Annotated in this window: 17 protein-coding genes; 10 read left to right on the top strand and 7 right to left on the bottom strand. The window is 70.2% G+C overall.

Annotated elements, in window-relative coordinates; all coding sequences use genetic code 11:
* Positions 1-62 precede the first annotated feature (62 nt).
* Entirely contained in the window at positions 63-1,226 is a 1,164-nt protein-coding gene (locus FVE89_RS07360; RefSeq protein WP_160533395.1) for an iron-containing alcohol dehydrogenase, read from the bottom strand.
* A 52-nt stretch (positions 1,227-1,278) separates the two neighbouring features.
* Complete coding sequence (locus tag FVE89_RS07355) at positions 1,279-2,223, bottom strand: LysR family transcriptional regulator (protein WP_246730533.1); 945 nt, start codon at positions 2,221-2,223, stop codon at positions 1,279-1,281.
* A 111-nt stretch (positions 2,224-2,334) separates the two neighbouring features.
* Between FVE89_RS07355 and FVE89_RS07350 the strand changes: the two genes are divergently transcribed.
* The 10 genes from FVE89_RS07350 to FVE89_RS07305 all read left to right on the top strand — a co-directional run bounded on the left by FVE89_RS07350 (position 2,335) and on the right by FVE89_RS07305 (position 12,051).
* On the top strand, positions 2,335-3,831 hold the full coding sequence (locus FVE89_RS07350; RefSeq protein ID WP_160533393.1) for a CoA-acylating methylmalonate-semialdehyde dehydrogenase: 1,497 nt from the start codon (positions 2,335-2,337) through the stop codon (positions 3,829-3,831).
* A 215-nt stretch (positions 3,832-4,046) separates the two neighbouring features.
* Positions 4,047-5,192 (top strand): isobutyryl-CoA dehydrogenase, encoded by a 1,146-nt coding sequence (locus tag FVE89_RS07345; RefSeq protein ID WP_160533392.1) that lies wholly within the window; start codon positions 4,047-4,049, stop codon positions 5,190-5,192.
* Entirely contained in the window at positions 5,189-6,250 is a 1,062-nt protein-coding gene (locus FVE89_RS07340; protein ID WP_160533391.1) for an enoyl-CoA hydratase/isomerase family protein, read from the top strand. Before FVE89_RS07345 ends, FVE89_RS07340 begins: the two co-directional genes overlap by 4 nt.
* Positions 6,251-6,552: 302 nt before the next feature.
* Positions 6,553-7,446, top strand: a complete 894-nt coding sequence (gene mmsB / locus FVE89_RS07335; protein ID WP_160533390.1) for a 3-hydroxyisobutyrate dehydrogenase — start codon at positions 6,553-6,555, stop codon at positions 7,444-7,446.
* Positions 7,443-8,222, top strand: a complete 780-nt coding sequence (locus tag FVE89_RS07330; protein WP_160533389.1) for an enoyl-CoA hydratase — start codon at positions 7,443-7,445, stop codon at positions 8,220-8,222. The genes mmsB and FVE89_RS07330 overlap by 4 nt, the downstream gene beginning before the upstream one ends.
* Positions 8,223-8,236: 14 nt before the next feature.
* Positions 8,237-8,674 carry a hypothetical protein gene (locus tag FVE89_RS07325; RefSeq protein WP_160533388.1) on the top strand — a complete coding sequence of 146 codons (438 nt, stop codon included), beginning with the start codon at positions 8,237-8,239 and terminating at the stop codon, positions 8,672-8,674.
* A gap of 44 nt (positions 8,675-8,718) precedes the next feature.
* Positions 8,719-10,452, top strand: coding sequence for an AMP-binding protein (locus tag FVE89_RS07320; protein ID WP_160533387.1), 1,734 nt, complete (start codon positions 8,719-8,721; stop codon positions 10,450-10,452).
* Between the two features lie 73 nt (positions 10,453-10,525).
* Entirely contained in the window at positions 10,526-10,762 is a 237-nt protein-coding gene (locus FVE89_RS07315; protein ID WP_160533386.1) for a hypothetical protein, read from the top strand.
* A 187-nt stretch (positions 10,763-10,949) separates the two neighbouring features.
* Positions 10,950-11,582, top strand: a complete 633-nt coding sequence (locus tag FVE89_RS07310) for a transglutaminase-like cysteine peptidase (protein WP_160533385.1) — start codon at positions 10,950-10,952, stop codon at positions 11,580-11,582.
* Between the two features lie 142 nt (positions 11,583-11,724).
* Positions 11,725-12,051: a hypothetical protein gene (locus FVE89_RS07305; RefSeq protein WP_160533384.1), complete on the top strand. Its 327-nt coding sequence runs from the start codon at positions 11,725-11,727 to the stop codon at positions 12,049-12,051.
* A 166-nt stretch (positions 12,052-12,217) separates the two neighbouring features.
* Here the strand turns inward: FVE89_RS07305 and FVE89_RS07300 are convergent, their stop codons facing one another.
* From FVE89_RS07300 to FVE89_RS07280, 5 genes are all read right to left on the bottom strand, one after another.
* Positions 12,218-12,562 (bottom strand): hypothetical protein, encoded by a 345-nt coding sequence (locus tag FVE89_RS07300; RefSeq protein ID WP_160533383.1) that lies wholly within the window; start codon positions 12,560-12,562, stop codon positions 12,218-12,220.
* Between the two features lie 246 nt (positions 12,563-12,808).
* Complete coding sequence (locus FVE89_RS07295; protein WP_160533382.1) at positions 12,809-13,303, bottom strand: low molecular weight phosphatase family protein; 495 nt, start codon at positions 13,301-13,303, stop codon at positions 12,809-12,811.
* A gap of 23 nt (positions 13,304-13,326) precedes the next feature.
* Positions 13,327-13,809 carry a UPF0262 family protein gene (locus FVE89_RS07290; protein ID WP_160533381.1) on the bottom strand — a complete coding sequence of 161 codons (483 nt, stop codon included), beginning with the start codon at positions 13,807-13,809 and terminating at the stop codon, positions 13,327-13,329.
* A 10-nt stretch (positions 13,810-13,819) separates the two neighbouring features.
* The gene (hisD, locus tag FVE89_RS07285) at positions 13,820-15,115 is read right to left on the bottom strand and encodes a histidinol dehydrogenase (protein ID WP_160533380.1); all 1,296 of its coding nucleotides are present in this window, start codon (positions 15,113-15,115) and stop codon (positions 13,820-13,822) included.
* Between the two features lie 19 nt (positions 15,116-15,134).
* Positions 15,135-15,584: a DUF2948 family protein gene (locus FVE89_RS07280; RefSeq protein WP_160533379.1), complete on the bottom strand. Its 450-nt coding sequence runs from the start codon at positions 15,582-15,584 to the stop codon at positions 15,135-15,137.
* Positions 15,585-15,778 lie beyond the last annotated feature (194 nt).

The following is a 15,778-nucleotide window of genomic DNA, read 5'->3' as shown; positions in this document are numbered from 1 at the left end:
CCCGCAGTCTCCCTCCCCCGCAGAGGGGGGAGGGGAAGCCGCGCGACTCCACTCCGACATGCTCACCCGGCCCAGACGCGCCGATACAGCGCCACGATCTCCTCGGCGCTGGGCTCGACCGGGTTGTTGGCCGGCGACCCGGAGGCGAGCGCCTGCGCTGCCATGGTGGGGAGGAGCGCCTCCCAGCGGGCCGGGTCGATCCCGTATTCCTTAGGGCCGGGCACATCGAGGTCGTCGTTGAGCGCTTCCAGCTCCGCCACCAGGGCGGCGGTGGCGGACCGGTCGTCGGCCTCCGGCTTGGCGACCCCGATGGCCCGGGCGCAGGCGGCGTAGCGGTCGATGGCGGCGGGCGCCGAGAAGGACGTGACCGCCGGCAGCAGCATCGCGTTCGACAGCCCGTGCGCCACGTGGAAGTGGGCGCCGATCGGCCGGCTCATGCCGTGGACGAGCGCCACCGACGAGTTCGAGAACGCGATGCCGGCCTGGGTCGCGCCGAGCATCATCGCCTCGCGGGCCGCCCGGTCGCCGGGGTCGGTCCAGACCCGGCGCAGGTTCGGGGCGATCAGCCCCATCGCCTGGAGCGCCAGCCCGTCCGAGAACAGGTTCGACTTGCGCGACACGTAGGCCTCGATGGCGTGGGTCAGCGCGTCGATGCCGGTATCGGCGGTGAGCCGCTTGGGCTTGGTGAGCGTCAGCTCGTAATCGACCAGAGCCGCCACCGGCAGGTAGGCCAGCCCGATGCAGAGCATCTTCTCGTCGGAGGCCTCGTCGGTGACGATGGTGAAGCGCGTCGCCTCCGAGCCCGTGCCCGCGGTGGTGGGGATCGCCACGATCGGCAGGCCGGGCGCGTCCTGCTGGCGGGGCGCCTTGTAGTCGCGCATGTGGCCGCCATGGCGGGCCAGAACCGCCACCGCCTTGGCGGTGTCCATCGGGCTGCCGCCGCCGAAGCCGACCACGCAGTCGAAATCGCCCGCCTTGAGCGCGGCGAGCGCCGCCTCCACCGAGGCCACGGTCGGGTCGGGCACCGTGTCGGCGAACACGGTCGCGCGCGTGCCCGCGCCGGAGAGCCGTTCGGTGAGCGCCTCCACCCGGCCGCTGCCGGCGAGATAGGGGTCGGTCACCACGAAGGGGCGCGACAGGCCGAGCTGGCCGAGCACCTCCGGCAGGAGCCGCGAGGCGCCGGCGCCGACGCGCATCAGCCGGGGCAGGGCGATCGAGGCGACCATGGTTTGATCCTCCCACCCGGCGCCTGTTCCGATCGGCCGGGTTCACACGATCTTACGGTACCGCCCCATTCTGCGAAACCGTCGGCGCTGACAGTGCCGGCCCGGCGAACAGCGCGCCGGCCGCCTCGACCTCCGCGGCGATGAAGCTCGCCACGGCGCGGATATGGGCCGCCTTCCGGTGGTCTTCGTGGATGTGCATGTGGAACGCGCGCGTCAGCGAGACCCGGTCGGGCAGCACCGGAACCAGCCCGGGATGGGCCGCCGCGATGAAGGCCGGCAGGACGCACAGGCCCGCCCCGGCGCGCGTCGCGTGGACCTGCGCCAAAAGATTGGTCGAGCGCAGGCGGGCGCTGAGCGGAGGTCCCAGAGCCCCCAGGTAGTTCAGCTCGCGCGTGAACAGCATGTCCTCGATATAGCCGACGAACGGATGGGCGGAGAGGTCCGCAGCGTCGGCGATCGGCGCCGCGGCGGCGCAGTAGGACTCGGCCGCGTAGACGAACAGCCGGTAATCGGTGAGCCGGCGCGCCACCACACGGGCCTGCTGCGGGCCGGACAGGCTGATGACGATGTCGGCCTCGCGCTTCGACAGGCTGAAGATCCGGGCGGTCGCCATGATCTCGACCTCCAGTCCCGGATGGCGGGCGGTGAGCCGGTGCATCCGGGGCGCCAGGAAGACGCTGCCGAACCCGTCCGGCGCGCCGATCCGCACCGTGCCGGAGACCGTCTGGGTGGCCCCCGTGGCGGCGCTTGCCGAGAGGAAGGCGCTCTCCATCGCCTCGGCGACGCCGAGCAGGTTCGCCCCGGCCTCGGTGAGGGCGTAGCCGAGGTTGCTGCGGTGGAACAGGCGGGCGCCGAGGCCTTCCTCCAGGGTTCGGATCCGCCGGCCGACCGTCGTGTGCTCGGTGCCGGTGCGCGTCGCAGCGGCGCTCAGGGTGCCGGTGCGCGCCACCGCGAGGAAGAAGCGGAGATCGTCCCAGTCGGGCCCCATCCTGGCCATGGCCGCACTCCCGCTGTGCATCGATGCACAGCGGCTGTAAGCGCATCCGGCTTTATCGTTCAAGCGATCCTGTTAGTCTGCGCCAAAATCAAACCGCATAGGGAGGCGCACATGCGCACGATCGGGCACTATATCGGCGGCCGGAACGTCGGCGGGGAGAGCGGGCGGTTCGCCGACGTGTTCCACCCCTCGACCGGCGAGGTCCAGGCCAAGGTGGCGCTCGCCAGCAAGGCGGAACTGCGCGCCGCCGTCAAGAACGCCAAGGCGGCTCAGCCGGCCTGGGCGGCCACCAACCCGCAGAAGCGCGCCCGCGTGATGATGCGCTTCCTCGAACTCATCCGCGCCGAGAACGATTCGCTGGCCGAGCTGCTGGCCTCCGAGCACGGCAAGACCGTGCCGGACGCCAAGGGCGACATCCAGCGCGGCGTCGAGGTGGTGGAGTTCGCCTGCGGCATCCCGCACCTGCTCAAGGGCGAGTACACGGAGGGCGCCGGCCCGGGGATCGACGTCTATTCCCTGCGCCAGCCGCTGGGCGTCGTCGCCGGCATCACGCCGTTCAACTTCCCGGCGATGATCCCGCTGTGGAAATGCGCCCCGGCGATCGCCTGCGGCAACGCCTTCATCCTGAAGCCGTCCGAGCGCGACCCGAGCGTGCCGATCCGCATCGCCGAGATCTTTTTGGAAGCTGGCCTCCCGCCCGGGATCCTGAACGTCGTCAACGGCGACAAGGAAGCCGTGGACGCCATCCTCGACGACGCGGACATCAAGGCGGTGGGCTTCGTCGGCTCCTCGCACATCGCCGAGTACATCTACGTGCGCGCCGCCGAGACGGGGAAGCGCGCCCAGTGCTTCGGCGGCGCCAAGAACCACATGATCATCATGCCGGACGCCGATATGGGCCAGGCGGTCGATGCGCTGATCGGCGCCGGCTACGGCTCGGCCGGCGAGCGCTGCATGGCGATCTCGGTGGCGGTCCCGGTCGGCGAGAAGACCGCCGACCGGCTGATGGAGCGGCTGGTCCCGCGGGTGGAATCGCTCAAGATCGGCCCATCGCATGACGGCTCGGCCGATTACGGGCCGCTGGTCACCGCCGAGGCGGTGGAGCGCGTAAAAAGCTACATCGACAAGGGCGTGGCCGAGGGTGCCGAGCTCGCCGTCGACGGACGCGGCTTCAAGCTCCAGGGCTACGAGAACGGCTTCTACATGGGCGGCTCGCTGTTCGACCGCGTGACCCCCGACATGACGATCTACAAGGAGGAAATCTTCGGCCCCGTGCTCTCGGTGGTGCGGGCCAAGGATTACGAGGAGGCTTTGGCGCTGCCCTCGACCCACCAGTACGGCAACGGCGTCGCGATCTTCACCCAGGACGGCGACGCGGCACGCGACTTCACGGCCCGGGTCAATGTCGGCATGGTCGGCGTGAACGTGCCGATCCCGGTCCCGATCGCCTACCACACCTTCGGCGGCTGGAAGCGCTCGGGCTTCGGCGACCTGAACCAGCACGGGCCGGACTCGATCCGCTTCTACACCAAGACCAAGACCGTGACGCAGCGCTGGCCGAGCGGCATCAAGAGCGGGGCGGAGTTCTCCATCCCGACGATGCGCTGACACCGCATCTCCCTCCCCCCTTTGCGGGGGAGGGTGGCCCCCGCAGGGGGTCGGGAGAGGGGAGCGACGGTGCCGGATGGGTCGCTGGCCTTCAAACCTGCTCCGCCCTTTTCTGAACCCGCGTCCCCTCTCCCGACCCCTGCTGACGCAGGGGCCACCCTCCCCCGCCGAGGGGGGAGGGAGCACTGCCCGTCTGATCTACTGGAGCCACGCCCATGCGTTTCGGGCTCGATGAGGACCGCACCGCGATCCGCGAGATGGCCCTCGGCTTCGCGGCCGAGCACATCGCCCCGCACGCCCTCGACTGGGACCGCGACAAGACGTTTCCCGTGGAGACCCTGCGGGCGGCGGCCGCCCTCGGGATGGCGGGGATCTATGTCCGCGAGGATGTCGGCGGCTCAGGCCTGTCGCGCCTCGACGCCACCCTGATCTTCGAGGCTTTGAGCACCGGCTGCCCGACCGTGGCGGCGTTCCTCTCGATCCACAACATGTGCGCCTGGATGATCGACGCCTACGGCGACGCCGACCAGCGCCAGCGCTGGCTTCCGTCGCTCATGGGCATGGAGCGGATCGCCAGCTACTGCCTCACCGAGCCGGGCTCGGGCTCCGACGCTGCGGCGCTCCGGACCCGCGCCGAGCGGGACGGCGACCATTACGTGCTCACCGGCGAGAAGCAGTTCATCTCGGGCGCCGGCGCCAGCGACCTCTACGTCTGCATGGTCCGCACCGGCGGGGCCGGCCCGGCGGGTATTTCCGCACTCGTGGTCGAGAAGGGCACGCCCGGCCTCTCCTTCGGCGCCGATGAGCGCAAGATGGGCTGGAACGCCCAGCCGACCCGCGCGGTGCGCTTCGACGGCTGCCGGGTGCCGGTGGGCAACCGCCTCGGCGCGGAGGGCCAGGGCTTCAAGATCGCCATGAGCGGGCTCGACGGCGGCCGGCTCAACATCGCGGCCTGCGCGCTCGGCGGCGCCCAGGCGGCCCACGACAAGGCGCTGGCCTATATGGCCGACCGGCGCGCCTTCGGGGCGAAGCTCACCGACTTCCAGGCACTCCAGTTCCGCCTCGCCGACATGGCGACCAGCCTGGAGGTGTCGCGCACCTTCCTGCGCCACGCGGCCTCGGCCCTCGACGCCAAGGACCCGGCCGCCACGCAGCTCTGCGCCATGGCCAAGCGCCACGTCACCGACGCGGCCTTCGAGGTGGCGAACCAAGCGCTCCAGCTCCACGGCGGCTACGGCTACCTCGCCGAGTACGGCGTGGAAAAAATCGTGCGGGACCTGCGCGTGCATCAGATCCTCGAAGGTACGAACGAGATCATGCGGGTGATCATCGCCCGCGGGCTGACCGGGGGGCGCCGGTGACCGATGTGATCGTCGAGCGGGTCGGCGCCCTCGGGCGCCTGCGGCTCAACCGGCCGAAGGCGCTGAACGCCCTGACCCACGGCATGGTCGGGCTGATCGATCGGGCCCTGGACCAGTTCTCCGCCGATCCCGGCATCGCCGCGGTGCTGCTCACCGGCGAGGGCGAGCGCGGCCTCTGCGCCGGCGGCGACCTGCGCACCCTGTACGACAGCACCGATCTGGTGGCGGCGAAAAAATTCTGGCGGGACGAGTACCGGCTGGATGCGCGCATCGCCCAGTACGAGAAGCCGTTCGTGGCGGTGATGGACGGCATCACCATGGGCGGCGGCGTCGGGCTCGCCGGCCACGCGGCCCACCGGATCGCCACCGAGCGCTCCCGCATCGCCATGCCGGAGACCGGGATCGGCTACTTTCCGGATGTCGGCGGCACGTGGCTGCTGCCGCGGGCGCCGGGCGAAATCGGCACCTATCTCGGCCTCACCGGCGAGCCGATGGGCGCCGCAGACGCGATCTTTTGCAACTTTGCCGACGCGCTTGTGCCCTCCGCGGCGCTGCCCGACCTGATCGACGCCCTCGCTGCGCTCCCGCCGGAGGCCGGGGATGCGGGCGTGCGGGACGTGATCGCGCGACTCGCGCAGGATCCCGGCCCGGCGCCGTTGGCCGCGCATCGGGAGGTGATCGACCGGTGCTTCGCCTTCGACATGGTGGACGAGATCCTGTCGGCCCTCGCCGCCGGCGGCTCGGCGTTCGCGGCGAAGACGCGCAAAACCCTGCTGACCAAGGCGCCGACCAGTCTCGTCCTGACCCTCTGCCTGCTGCGCCTCGGCCGGGGCGCGCCGAACCTGGAATCCTGCCTGGAGCGCGAGTTCCACGCCTCCCTGGCCATCCTCGCCGAAGGCGACCTGCGCGAGGGGATCCGCGCCGCGGTGATCGACAAGGACAAGAACCCGCGCTGGAATCCCGCGAGTCTGGACGCTGTCGATCCGGCGCGGATCGCCCGCTGGCTCGAGTGGCGCGCGGATCCGGTTTTTTCGGGCGCACGCACAGGGCCGGTGTGATGACGCATCGCCTTCTCCCATCCGCGCGTTCCCTCCCCCCTCCGCGGGGGAGGGTGGCCCCCGAAGGGGGTCGGGTCGGGACGAAGTCCCGCAAGGGGGGAGCGACGGTGCAAAAGAAGGCTGCGGCCTTCAAATCTGCTGCGCCCATTTCTGAACCCGGGTTCCCCTCTCCCGACCCCTGCTGACGCAGGGGCCACCCTCCCCCGCAGAGGGGGAAGGGAGAGCGCATGGGGGAGCTGGTCTGCCCTCAGGATGAGGGCGCGGGTGGGAGGCGCGAGCAACAACAATCAAGGGAGGGTTGGATGACGCAGACCATCGGGTTCATCGGTCTCGGCAACATGGGCGGCCCCATGGCGGCCAACCTCGTGAAGGCGGGCCACACCGTGCGTGGGTTCGATCTCGTGCCGGCCTCGTTGGAGAGTGCCCGCGCCGAGGGCATCGCGGTTGCGGGCTCGGCTCTGGAGGCCGCCGAGGGCGCGGATGTCGTCATCACCATGCTGCCCGCCGGGCGGCACGTGATCGAGGTCTGGACGCAACTCGCCGACGCGCTGCCCGCCGGCACCCTGCTGATCGATTCCTCCACGGTGGACGTCGAGAGCGCCCGCAAGGCTCACGCCCTGGCGGAGGGCCGGGGCTGCCTGTCGGTGGACGCGCCGGTCTCGGGCGGGACCGGCGGCGCCAAGGCCGGGACGCTGACCTTCATGGCCGGAGGCGCAGAGGCTGCCTTCGCCAAGGCCGAGCCCCTGCTGAAGGCCATGGGCAAGAACGTGTTCCATTGCGGCGATGCCGGGGCCGGTCAGGCGGCCAAGATCTGCAACAATATGATCCTCGGCATCTCGATGATCGGCGTCTGCGAGGCCTTCGCGCTGGGCGAGAAGCTCGGCCTGTCGCATCAGGCGCTCTACGACGTCGCCTCGGTCTCCTCGGGCCAGTGCTGGTCGCTGACCACCTACTGCCCGGTGCCGGGGCCGGTGCCGACCTCGCCGGCCAATAACGGCTACAAACCGGGCTTCGCCGCCGCGCTGATGCTCAAGGATCTCCGGCTCGCCCAGGCCGCCGCGCTCGCCTCCGGCGCCGCGACGCCGCTGGGCGCCGAGGCCGCGCAGATCTACGGCCTGTTCGCGGGCGCCGGCCACGGGGGGGAGGACTTTTCCGCGATCATCCGTATGCTCCGTGGGCAGGGAGGCGAGTCGTGAGCGAGACCTACGAGACGATCCTGACCGAGACGCGCGGCCGCGTCCGGCTGATCACGCTCAACCGGCCGAAGGCGCTCAACGCCATCAACCTCCAGCTCACCCTGGAGGTGATCCGGGCAGCGACCGAGGCGGATGCCGATCCGGAGATCGGCTGCATCGTCCTCACCGGCTCGGCCAAGGCCTTCGCGGCCGGCGCCGACATCAAGGAGATGCAGCACGCCACCTACGCCGAGATGTATGCGGGCGACAGGTTCGGCGACTGGGAGCGGTTCACGGCGGTGCGCAAGCCGATCATCGCGGCGGTGGCAGGCTACGCGCTGGGTGGCGGCTGCGAGCTCGCCATGATGTGCGACATCATCCTGGCGGCCGACACGGCGCAGTTCGGCCAGCCCGAGATCAAGCTCGGCGTGATGCCGGGGATCGGCGGCAGCCAGCGGCTGACCCGCTTCGTCGGCAAGGCTAAGGCGATGGAGATGTGCCTGACCGGCCGGATGATGGACGCCCCCGAGGCCGAGCGCTCCGGCCTCGTGTCCCGCGTGATCGCCGCCGACCAGCTCCTCGACGAGGCCATGAAGGCGGCCGAGACCATCGCGTCGATGTCGCTGCCGATCGCCATGATGACCAAGGAGGCGGTCAACCGCTCCTACGAGACCACGCTCGCCGAGGGCATCCGCTTCGAGCGGCGGGTTTTCCATGCCATGTTCGCCACCAAGGATCAGAAGGAGGGCATGGCCGCCTTCGTGGAGAAGCGGCCGCCCCGGTTCGAGAACACCTGAACGGGCAGAAGGCCATGGATGTCCTGGACCACGATTCGGAACACCGGTTCGAGATGGCCTTCCCCCGCGCGATCGTCGCCCAGAAGGCGCGGGGCCGCGAGGAGACCATCAACGAGCACCTCGTGAAGCTGCTGGCCTTCGACGTGGCACCGGAGACGCGGGCGGTCTGGCGGAAGGAGCTGGCGCGTCAGTTCCGCTTCCTGGCAGCCTTGCGGGTCAAGCCGGGCGCGAGCCTGATCCCGGCGCGGGACTGGTGGACGTGGCTCTATGCCGACCCGTTCGAACACAATGAAGCCGGCTACACGGCCGGCCTGATCGCGCTGAACGCCGATGATTTCGCCCGCAGCGGCCGCAGCGTCGGGGCCATTGCCGGGGAGATCCGTGACTTCCACGCCGCCATGGTCCAGCGCCTCGGGCGCGGCGAGGCCGGCGAAGACCTGATCCCGGCCTGAAGAAGCCGGGACAGGAGGGGTAACGACAACCAGGGGGAACGACCATGCCGAGCTTCCGGGAGGCCCGCGATCTGCTGCTGGCCCATCGCACCGATTACGCCGCCGCCGTCTCGGCCTTCGCGTGGCCCGAGCCGGTGCCGTTCAACTGGGCGCTCGACTGGTTCGACGCCGTGCTGGCCGGCCCGGAGAGCCGCGGCCGCGCGGCTTTGCGGATCGTCGAGGCCGCCAGCGGCGCCGAGCAGAGCTTGTCCTTCGGCGACCTCGCCCGGCGCTCCAATCAGGTCGCCAACCATCTGCGGCAGCTTGGTCTGAAGCGCGGTGACCACCTGCTCCTGCTCCTCGGCAACGTCCCGGCCCTGTGGGAGACCATGCTGGCGGCGATGAAGCTCGGCGCCGTGGTCATCCCGGCGACCACGCTGCTCACCGCCGATGAACTCGCCGACCGCCTCGCCCGCGGGCGCCCCCGGGCGATCGTGGCCGGGCCGGAGCAGATCGCACGCTTCGCCGGCCTCGACACGGGCGGCGCCATCCGCCTCGTCACCGGGGCTGCGACGGGGGAATGGGCGGCCTACGACGACGCGTTCGGGGCGTCCGAGACCTTCGCGCCCGACGCACCCACCGGCGCCGACGACCCGCTGCTCCTGTACTTCACCTCCGGCACCACCGCGAAGCCGAAGCTCGTACGCCACAGCCACCGCTCGTATCCGGTGGGCGCGCTCTCGACCATGTACTGGCTCGGGCTCCAGCCGGGGGACATCCACTGCAACGTCTCGTCTCCGGGCTGGGCGAAGCACGCATGGTCGTCGTTCTTCGCGCCCTGGAATGCCGGGGCGACCATCCTGGTGATCAACCAGGCGCCGTTCAACGCCGCCGCCCTGCTGACGCAGCTGGAGCGCACCGGCGCCACCACGCTCTGCGCGCCGCCGACCGTCTGGCGCATGATCATCCAGGAGGATCTGACCGGCCGGAACCTCGCCCTGCGCGAGGTCTGCGCGGCGGGCGAGCCCCTAAATCCGGAGGTGATTGAGCGGGTGAAGAGCGCCTGGGGCCTCACGATCCGCGACGGCTACGGCCAGACCGAGACCACGGCGCTCATGGCCAACACGCCCGGCCAGCCGGTCGTCCCCGGGGCACTCGGCCGGCCCATGCCGGGCTACCGGGTGCGCGTGCTCGACGCCGACGGCCAGCCGGCCTCCGAGGGCGAGGTCTGCCTGGAACTCGGCGCGCATCGCCCCGCCGGCCTGATGCAGGGCTATGATGACGGCCAGGGCCGCCTGTCGGGGGCGGAGGGTGACCTCTACCACACCGGCGACGTGGCGTTCGTGGACGATCAGGGCTGCTACACCTTCGTGGGCCGGGCCGACGACGTGTTCAAATCCTCCGGCTACCGGATCAGCCCGTTCGAGCTGGAAAGCGTGCTGATCGAGCACCCGGCGGTGGCGGAAGCCGCTGTGGTGCCGGTGCCGGACCCGATGCGCCACACGATCCCGAAGGCCTACGTGTCGCTGGTGGCCGGCGCCTCCGCCGGACCCGAGACCGCCCTCGACATCTTCCGCTTCACCAACGCCCGGCTCGCGACCTTCAAGCGCCTGCGCGGGCTCGAATTCGTCACCGAGCTTCCCAAAACGATCTCGGGCAAGATCCGCCGGGTGCAGCTGCGCCGCCTGGAGCACGAGGGCGTCACCGAGGATCCGCACCGGGGCCGGGCCTACACGCAGGCCGACTTCCCGGAGCTGAAGGGCGAGGTGGAACGCAAGCTCGATCAGACGGCGGGGTGAGGAACTCTGCCCTTGCCGTCATGCTGCCGAGCGCTGACATTACGGCGGTCGAATCCTTTGGGGATCACGGTCGATGGCGGAGGCGGCCGCTCACAAGTCGCTCGATTTTGCGGAGCAGGTCACACGGGTCCTGCGCGCGATGGAAGAGTCGCAGAAGTTCGTGGCCGAGCAGAAGAAGCTCATGGCCGAGGCGGCGAAGCTGGAACGGGACCGCGCCCTGGCCCTATGGCAGGTCGCCCTGGCCGGCATGGCGGCGGGCGCGGCGTTCTTTGGAGCCGGTGCCGCCTTCGTGAAGCTCCTGGGCCCTTGAACGAACCCTTAAGGTTGCCGGTTTCCGAAGGCGAAGCTGCGGATTTGCCGAGCTTCCCAAGCCACCCGTCGACGCTGTCGCGCTTGACCGGGGGCTCGGCGGCGAATCGATAAAATTGCGCGCATCGCCTTCAGCGCCGCGGAGGCTCTGCGGCGCAATCCTGGCCTCGACAACGGGGACGGGTTCGATGGGCGCGGGGTTTCTCAGGACGGTTCGGGGGGCGCTGGCGGGAGCGGCGGCGCTGCTCGGTCTCGCCGCCACGGCCGAGGCGCAGACGCTCGCCAGCCTGCCCACGGAGGCCGGCGCCACGACCCTCGGCGATGCGAAGCCGATCGCGGCGTGGGTGACGTTCTGCCAGAGCTACGCGGCCGAGTGCGCGGTCGATCGCACCGAGCCGGCCCGCATCAGCCTCACGCCCGCCACCTGGGCCACGATCGTGTCGGTCAACCGCCGGGTCAACAAGGCGATCGAGCCGATGACCGATCAGGAGCACCTGCACGTGGCCGACCGCTGGGATCTGGCCGAGGATGGCATCGGCGATTGCGAGGATTTCCAGCTGCTCAAGCGCCACCTGCTGGCCGAGGCCGGCCTGCCGCGCCGGGCCATGCGCATGACGGTCGTGATCGACGAGAAGGGCGAGGGCCACGCCGTGCTGAGCCTGATCACCGACCGGGGCGACCTCGTGCTCGACAACAAGACCAACGCAATCCTGCCCTGGCACAAGACCGGCTACGTGTTCATCAAGCGCGAGAGCCAGGACGCGGTCGCCTGGGTCTCCCTCGGCGGCGTCACATCCCCCGTCACCACCGCGAACCGCTGACCGCGGAGGCTGTCGGGGAGCAAGCGGCGGCGCACCAATGCCGACGACAGGCCTTCGAAAGTTCTGCTGTGAGACAAGGATGGCGTTAACGGTGCGCTAACCTCGTCGCCGCCACTCTGTCCCGGGACGGAGTGCCTGATCGATGCCGCAAGCCCGCTTCGTATCGCCGGTGCCGCTCCTGACGGCCGTGGTGCTCATCGCGATCGCCTGCCCGGCGCGGGCGGATGCCGGGGCCGCGACGCGTCACGCGATCTGGCGCGATTGCCTCACCCGCAACTTCAAGGTCCAGGCCGCGCTGACGGCGCGGGATCTGGCCGCGGACGCCGCCTTTCAGGCCTGCCGCGCTCCCGAGGAGGCCTATCTCGCCGCACTGATGGCCTCTCCGCTCCTCGACGGCGAAGACATCGCCCGTGCCAAGCCGCTGCTGGCCGGCCGCATCCGCGCTTGGCTGATCAGCAATCCCGGTTGAGACGACGGGAAATTCCGCGCAGGGCCACTTCCGATCGTGTTGCGGCCGGAGGCGGCTCCAAGCCCGACTTTTGACGCGCGCTCCCAGCCGAATCGGTAGGTCATCCGGCTGGGAGCGCGCGGGTCCTGCAGGGCGCTCTCAGGCAGGCGGAAAACGCACCGCGCGCTCACACCCCGCAGGCGCAACAGCTCCGAACGTTGGCAATCCGCTGCTCGGGCGAACCGTAACCCGCCTTCCAAGTGCCGTACGCCTGCCAGTGCCGGATCCACTGCCGCACGTAGTGTCGGCCATTCGGCGTCGCGGCCAGTTGGTGGGCCGCCCAGCAATCGGCCAGCTTCATGGATCGCTTATGGATCGCCAATTGCCCGTAGGCCTGAACAAGGTAGAAATGACTCGCATCAGAAATTTGATCGTCCGCAAGCTTGGCGCGTGATGGACAATAAAATATGCCATCCGATACGACCAGGGCAATTTCTCCCACGGTCATCGAACAGTTGTTCGTCACTGTCACGTCGAGGACCTCTCCGAAGGGGCTCCACTGCGCAAGGGATGGTCCGCTGAGGGCTGCGTACGTGATGCACGCTGCGGTGAGACAACGCAGAATCATCATGACGGATACGTGGCCTCGACTCGCGCTGATGTGCGGCGATAATGCGCAATCGTACTTTCTTGACAAGAGATACTGGCGCCGCCCGGCGCATGCGCGGCGCCGGGGCACCGGTACGATCGCAGCCGTGGAACGGCGGCCCACGCAGCTTTAGCTCTTCAGCCGGGCCTTGATCCGCTGCGTGAGCCCGTCGCGGACATCCCGATAGGCATCGAGGCGCTGCTCGCGGGAGGCTTCCTGCACCAGCGTCGGGTCGGGGGTCGGCCAGTACTCGACATCCGCCGCGAGGGTGTGGGTCAGATCGAGGGCCCGGTGATGGGCCTCCGGCGACAGGGTGATGATCAGGTCGAAGTTCAGCCCCTCCCAATCCTCCAATTCCTCGATGGTGCGCGGGCGGTGCCGACTCGCGTCGATCCCGATCTCGTCGAGCGCCGCGATCATGAAGGGATCGGTGGGCTCGCCCGAGCGCACCCCGGCCGACTGCACATAGGTGGATTTGCCGAAATAGGCGCGCGCGATCGCCTCCGCGGCCGCCGAGCGCACGGCGTTGTAGTTGCACATGAACAGGACGGACTGCACCCGCCGCTTCTTCGGAGAGGTCTCGGGAGGGCTCGCGGGATTGGTCTCGGGGAGGGGCTCCGTCATCGCCGGTCGGCGCGGAAGGCGCCCTAGCCCTTCCAGTGCAGGGCGAAGATCAGGGTGAAGAGGCGGCGCGCCGTGTCGTGGTCGAGATCGACCTTGCCCTCGAGGCGCTGCTTCAAGGTCTCCGACGCCTCGTTGTGCAGGCCGCGCCGGCCCATGTCGATCGCCTCGATCTGCGAGGGCGAGGCGGTGCGGATCGCGTTGTAGTAGCTCTCGCAGATCATCTCGTAGTCGCGGATCACCCGCCGGAACGGCGTCAGCGACAGGAGGTGCGTCATCACCGGCTCGCCGTCCACGGTGCTGATCGCGAACGAGAGCTTGTTCTCCACGAGGCCGAGCGTCAGCGCGTAGGGGCCCTCGCGGCCGGGGATGGTGAAGGAATTGTCCTCCAGGATATCGAACAGCGCGATCGCCCGCTCATGCTCCTGATCCGGATTGCCGCGGGCGATGGAGGCCTCGTCGAGACTCACCTTCGCGAGGCGGTTCGGCCCGCGCTGCTTCTCCGCCATCCCCACTCCCTCACAGGTTCAGCCGGATCGCGACGGAGCGGGCATGCCCCTCCAGGCCCTCCGACCGGCCGAGGTTTATCGCCGCCGGGCCGAGCGCCCGCAAGCTCTCCGGGGTGCAGGCGAGAATCGTGGTCCGCTTCATGAAATCCAGCACCCCGAGCCCGGAGGAGAACCGGGCCGAGCGGGCAGTGGGCAGAACATGGTTGGGGCCGCCGACGTAATCGCCGATCGCCTCGGGCGTGTGCGAGCCGAGGAAGATCGCCCCCGCATTGCGGACCTTGGCGGCCAGTGCTTCTGCGCCTTCCGTCTCGATCTCCAGATGCTCGGGGGCGAGCCGGTCGACGAGGGGGACCGCGTCTTCGAAATCGCGCACCCGGATGATGGCGCCGTAATCGCGCCAGCTGGCCCGGGCGATCTCCTGGCGGGGCAGGGTGGTCAGCGCGCGCTCGACGGCCTTCTCGACCGCTCCGGCGAGTTCGGCGCTGTCGGTGATCAGGATCGCCTGGGCGGCGACGTCGTGCTCGGCCTGGGCCAGGAGGTCGGCGGCGATCCAGTCCGGGTTGGCGTGGCCGTCGGCCAGGATCAGCACCTCGGAGGGGCCGGCGATCATGTCGATGCCGACCTGTCCGAACACCCGGCGCTTGGCCGCCGCCACCCAGGCATTGCCGGGGCCGACGATCTTGGCGACCGGCGCGATGGTGGCGGTGCCGTAGGCGAGCGCCGCCACCGCCTGGGCGCCGCCGACCCGGTAGACCTCGTGGACGCCGGAGAGCTGCGCGGCGGCGAGCACCAGCGGGTTCATCTGACCGTCCGGCGTGGGCACCACCATGACGACGCGCGGCACCCCGGCGACCCGGGCCGGCAGCGCGTTCATCAGCACCGAGGAGGGGTAGCTCGCCGTCCCGCCCGGGACGTAGAGGCCGACCGATTCCAGCGCCGTCCAGCGCCAGCCGGCGGTGACGCCGAGCGCGTCGGTGGCCCGGTGATCCGTCGGCCGCTGGGCGCGGTGGAAATCCTCGATCCGCTGGGCGGCGAGGCGCAGGGCCTCCAGCGCCTCGGGCGGGCAGGCCGCGACCGCCGCGGCGATCTCCGCCTCGGTGATTTGAAGGCTTCCGGCGGAGAAGTCCGCGCCGAGCCGGTCGAAGCGGCGCGTATAGTCCACCACGGCGTCGTCGCCCCGGGCGACGACGTCACCGATGATGCCGCGCACGGCCTCATCCACGTCCTCGGCGATCTCGCGCTTGACCGTGAGCAGCCGCGCGAAATCGGCGGCGAAAGTCGGATCGCTGCTGTCGAGCCGGACCATTGTGCGTCTCCGTTCCCTCTCAGGCCGCCGTGCCGGGGGCCGCGTCCGGCCGGTCGATGTCGTGGCCGGGCCGCGTGGCCGCCTCCCAGACCGGGCCGAGATCCTTCATCCGGACCTCGATGCACTCGACCTCGAGGCGCACGCCCGCGCCCCCGGAGAAGACGAGATCGATGAGGCCCGAGGGCGCGTCCGTCGGCGTGAAGGTCAGGGCGAGCAGGCTCATGGGCACCCCGTCGTCGCGCCGGAGCCCCCGCGTCTTCACCGCGAGCACGCGCTCGATGTGCAGCCCGGCCAGCCGCCGCCGGGGCGGGGCGTCGGGCGTCCAGTCGAAGCGCCGCGCCACCATCAGGAACCGCTGCTCGTCCGCGAGATAGGTCAGGTCCTCCGGCCGCAGGATCGCGTCCTGGAGATGCGCGGAGATCACGGTCAGGTCCTCGGCGTCGAGGGCGGCGAGCCTGAGCAGCTCCATGTACGGGGTCCTCGGGAAACACGGGGTGCGCGGGCGGCGGAGATGTGCACGACGGGGCGCGCGGCAGGGGTAGGTAGCGGCACCGCCCCTTCCGGGCAACGGCCGCCGGCCCGATCACCAGGGCAATCGCTTCAGCGTGAGGAGGTTTAGGTTCGCGGTCGGGGCGTTTTGTGATTCAGGCGGCGGCTTGCCTC

Origin of the sequence: Methylobacterium sp. 2A, from assembly GCF_009806555.1 — a bacterium.
Taxonomy (GTDB): domain Bacteria; phylum Pseudomonadota; class Alphaproteobacteria; order Rhizobiales; family Beijerinckiaceae; genus Methylobacterium.
This window is presented reverse-complemented; position numbering and strand designations above follow the sequence as displayed.

Coding starts and splice junctions, on each gene's coding strand:
- FVE89_RS07360 (WP_160533395.1), bottom strand. CDS start 1,226: ATGGTCGCCTCGATCGCCCTGCCCCGGCTGATGCGCGTCGGCGCCGGC.
- FVE89_RS07355 (WP_246730533.1), bottom strand. CDS start 2,223: ATGGCCAGGATGGGGCCCGACTGGGACGATCTCCGCTTCTTCCTCGCG.
- FVE89_RS07350 (WP_160533393.1), top strand. CDS start 2,335: ATGCGCACGATCGGGCACTATATCGGCGGCCGGAACGTCGGCGGGGAG.
- FVE89_RS07345 (WP_160533392.1), top strand. CDS start 4,047: ATGCGTTTCGGGCTCGATGAGGACCGCACCGCGATCCGCGAGATGGCC.
- mmsB (WP_160533390.1), top strand. CDS start 6,553: ATGACGCAGACCATCGGGTTCATCGGTCTCGGCAACATGGGCGGCCCC.
- FVE89_RS07325 (WP_160533388.1), top strand. CDS start 8,237: ATGGATGTCCTGGACCACGATTCGGAACACCGGTTCGAGATGGCCTTC.
- FVE89_RS07320 (WP_160533387.1), top strand. CDS start 8,719: ATGCCGAGCTTCCGGGAGGCCCGCGATCTGCTGCTGGCCCATCGCACC.
- FVE89_RS07315 (WP_160533386.1), top strand. CDS start 10,526: ATGGCGGAGGCGGCCGCTCACAAGTCGCTCGATTTTGCGGAGCAGGTC.
- FVE89_RS07310 (WP_160533385.1), top strand. CDS start 10,950: ATGGGCGCGGGGTTTCTCAGGACGGTTCGGGGGGCGCTGGCGGGAGCG.
- FVE89_RS07305 (WP_160533384.1), top strand. CDS start 11,725: ATGCCGCAAGCCCGCTTCGTATCGCCGGTGCCGCTCCTGACGGCCGTG.
- FVE89_RS07295 (WP_160533382.1), bottom strand. CDS start 13,303: ATGACGGAGCCCCTCCCCGAGACCAATCCCGCGAGCCCTCCCGAGACC.
- FVE89_RS07290 (WP_160533381.1), bottom strand. CDS start 13,809: ATGGCGGAGAAGCAGCGCGGGCCGAACCGCCTCGCGAAGGTGAGTCTC.
- hisD (WP_160533380.1), bottom strand. CDS start 15,115: ATGGTCCGGCTCGACAGCAGCGATCCGACTTTCGCCGCCGATTTCGCG.
- FVE89_RS07280 (WP_160533379.1), bottom strand. CDS start 15,584: ATGGAGCTGCTCAGGCTCGCCGCCCTCGACGCCGAGGACCTGACCGTG.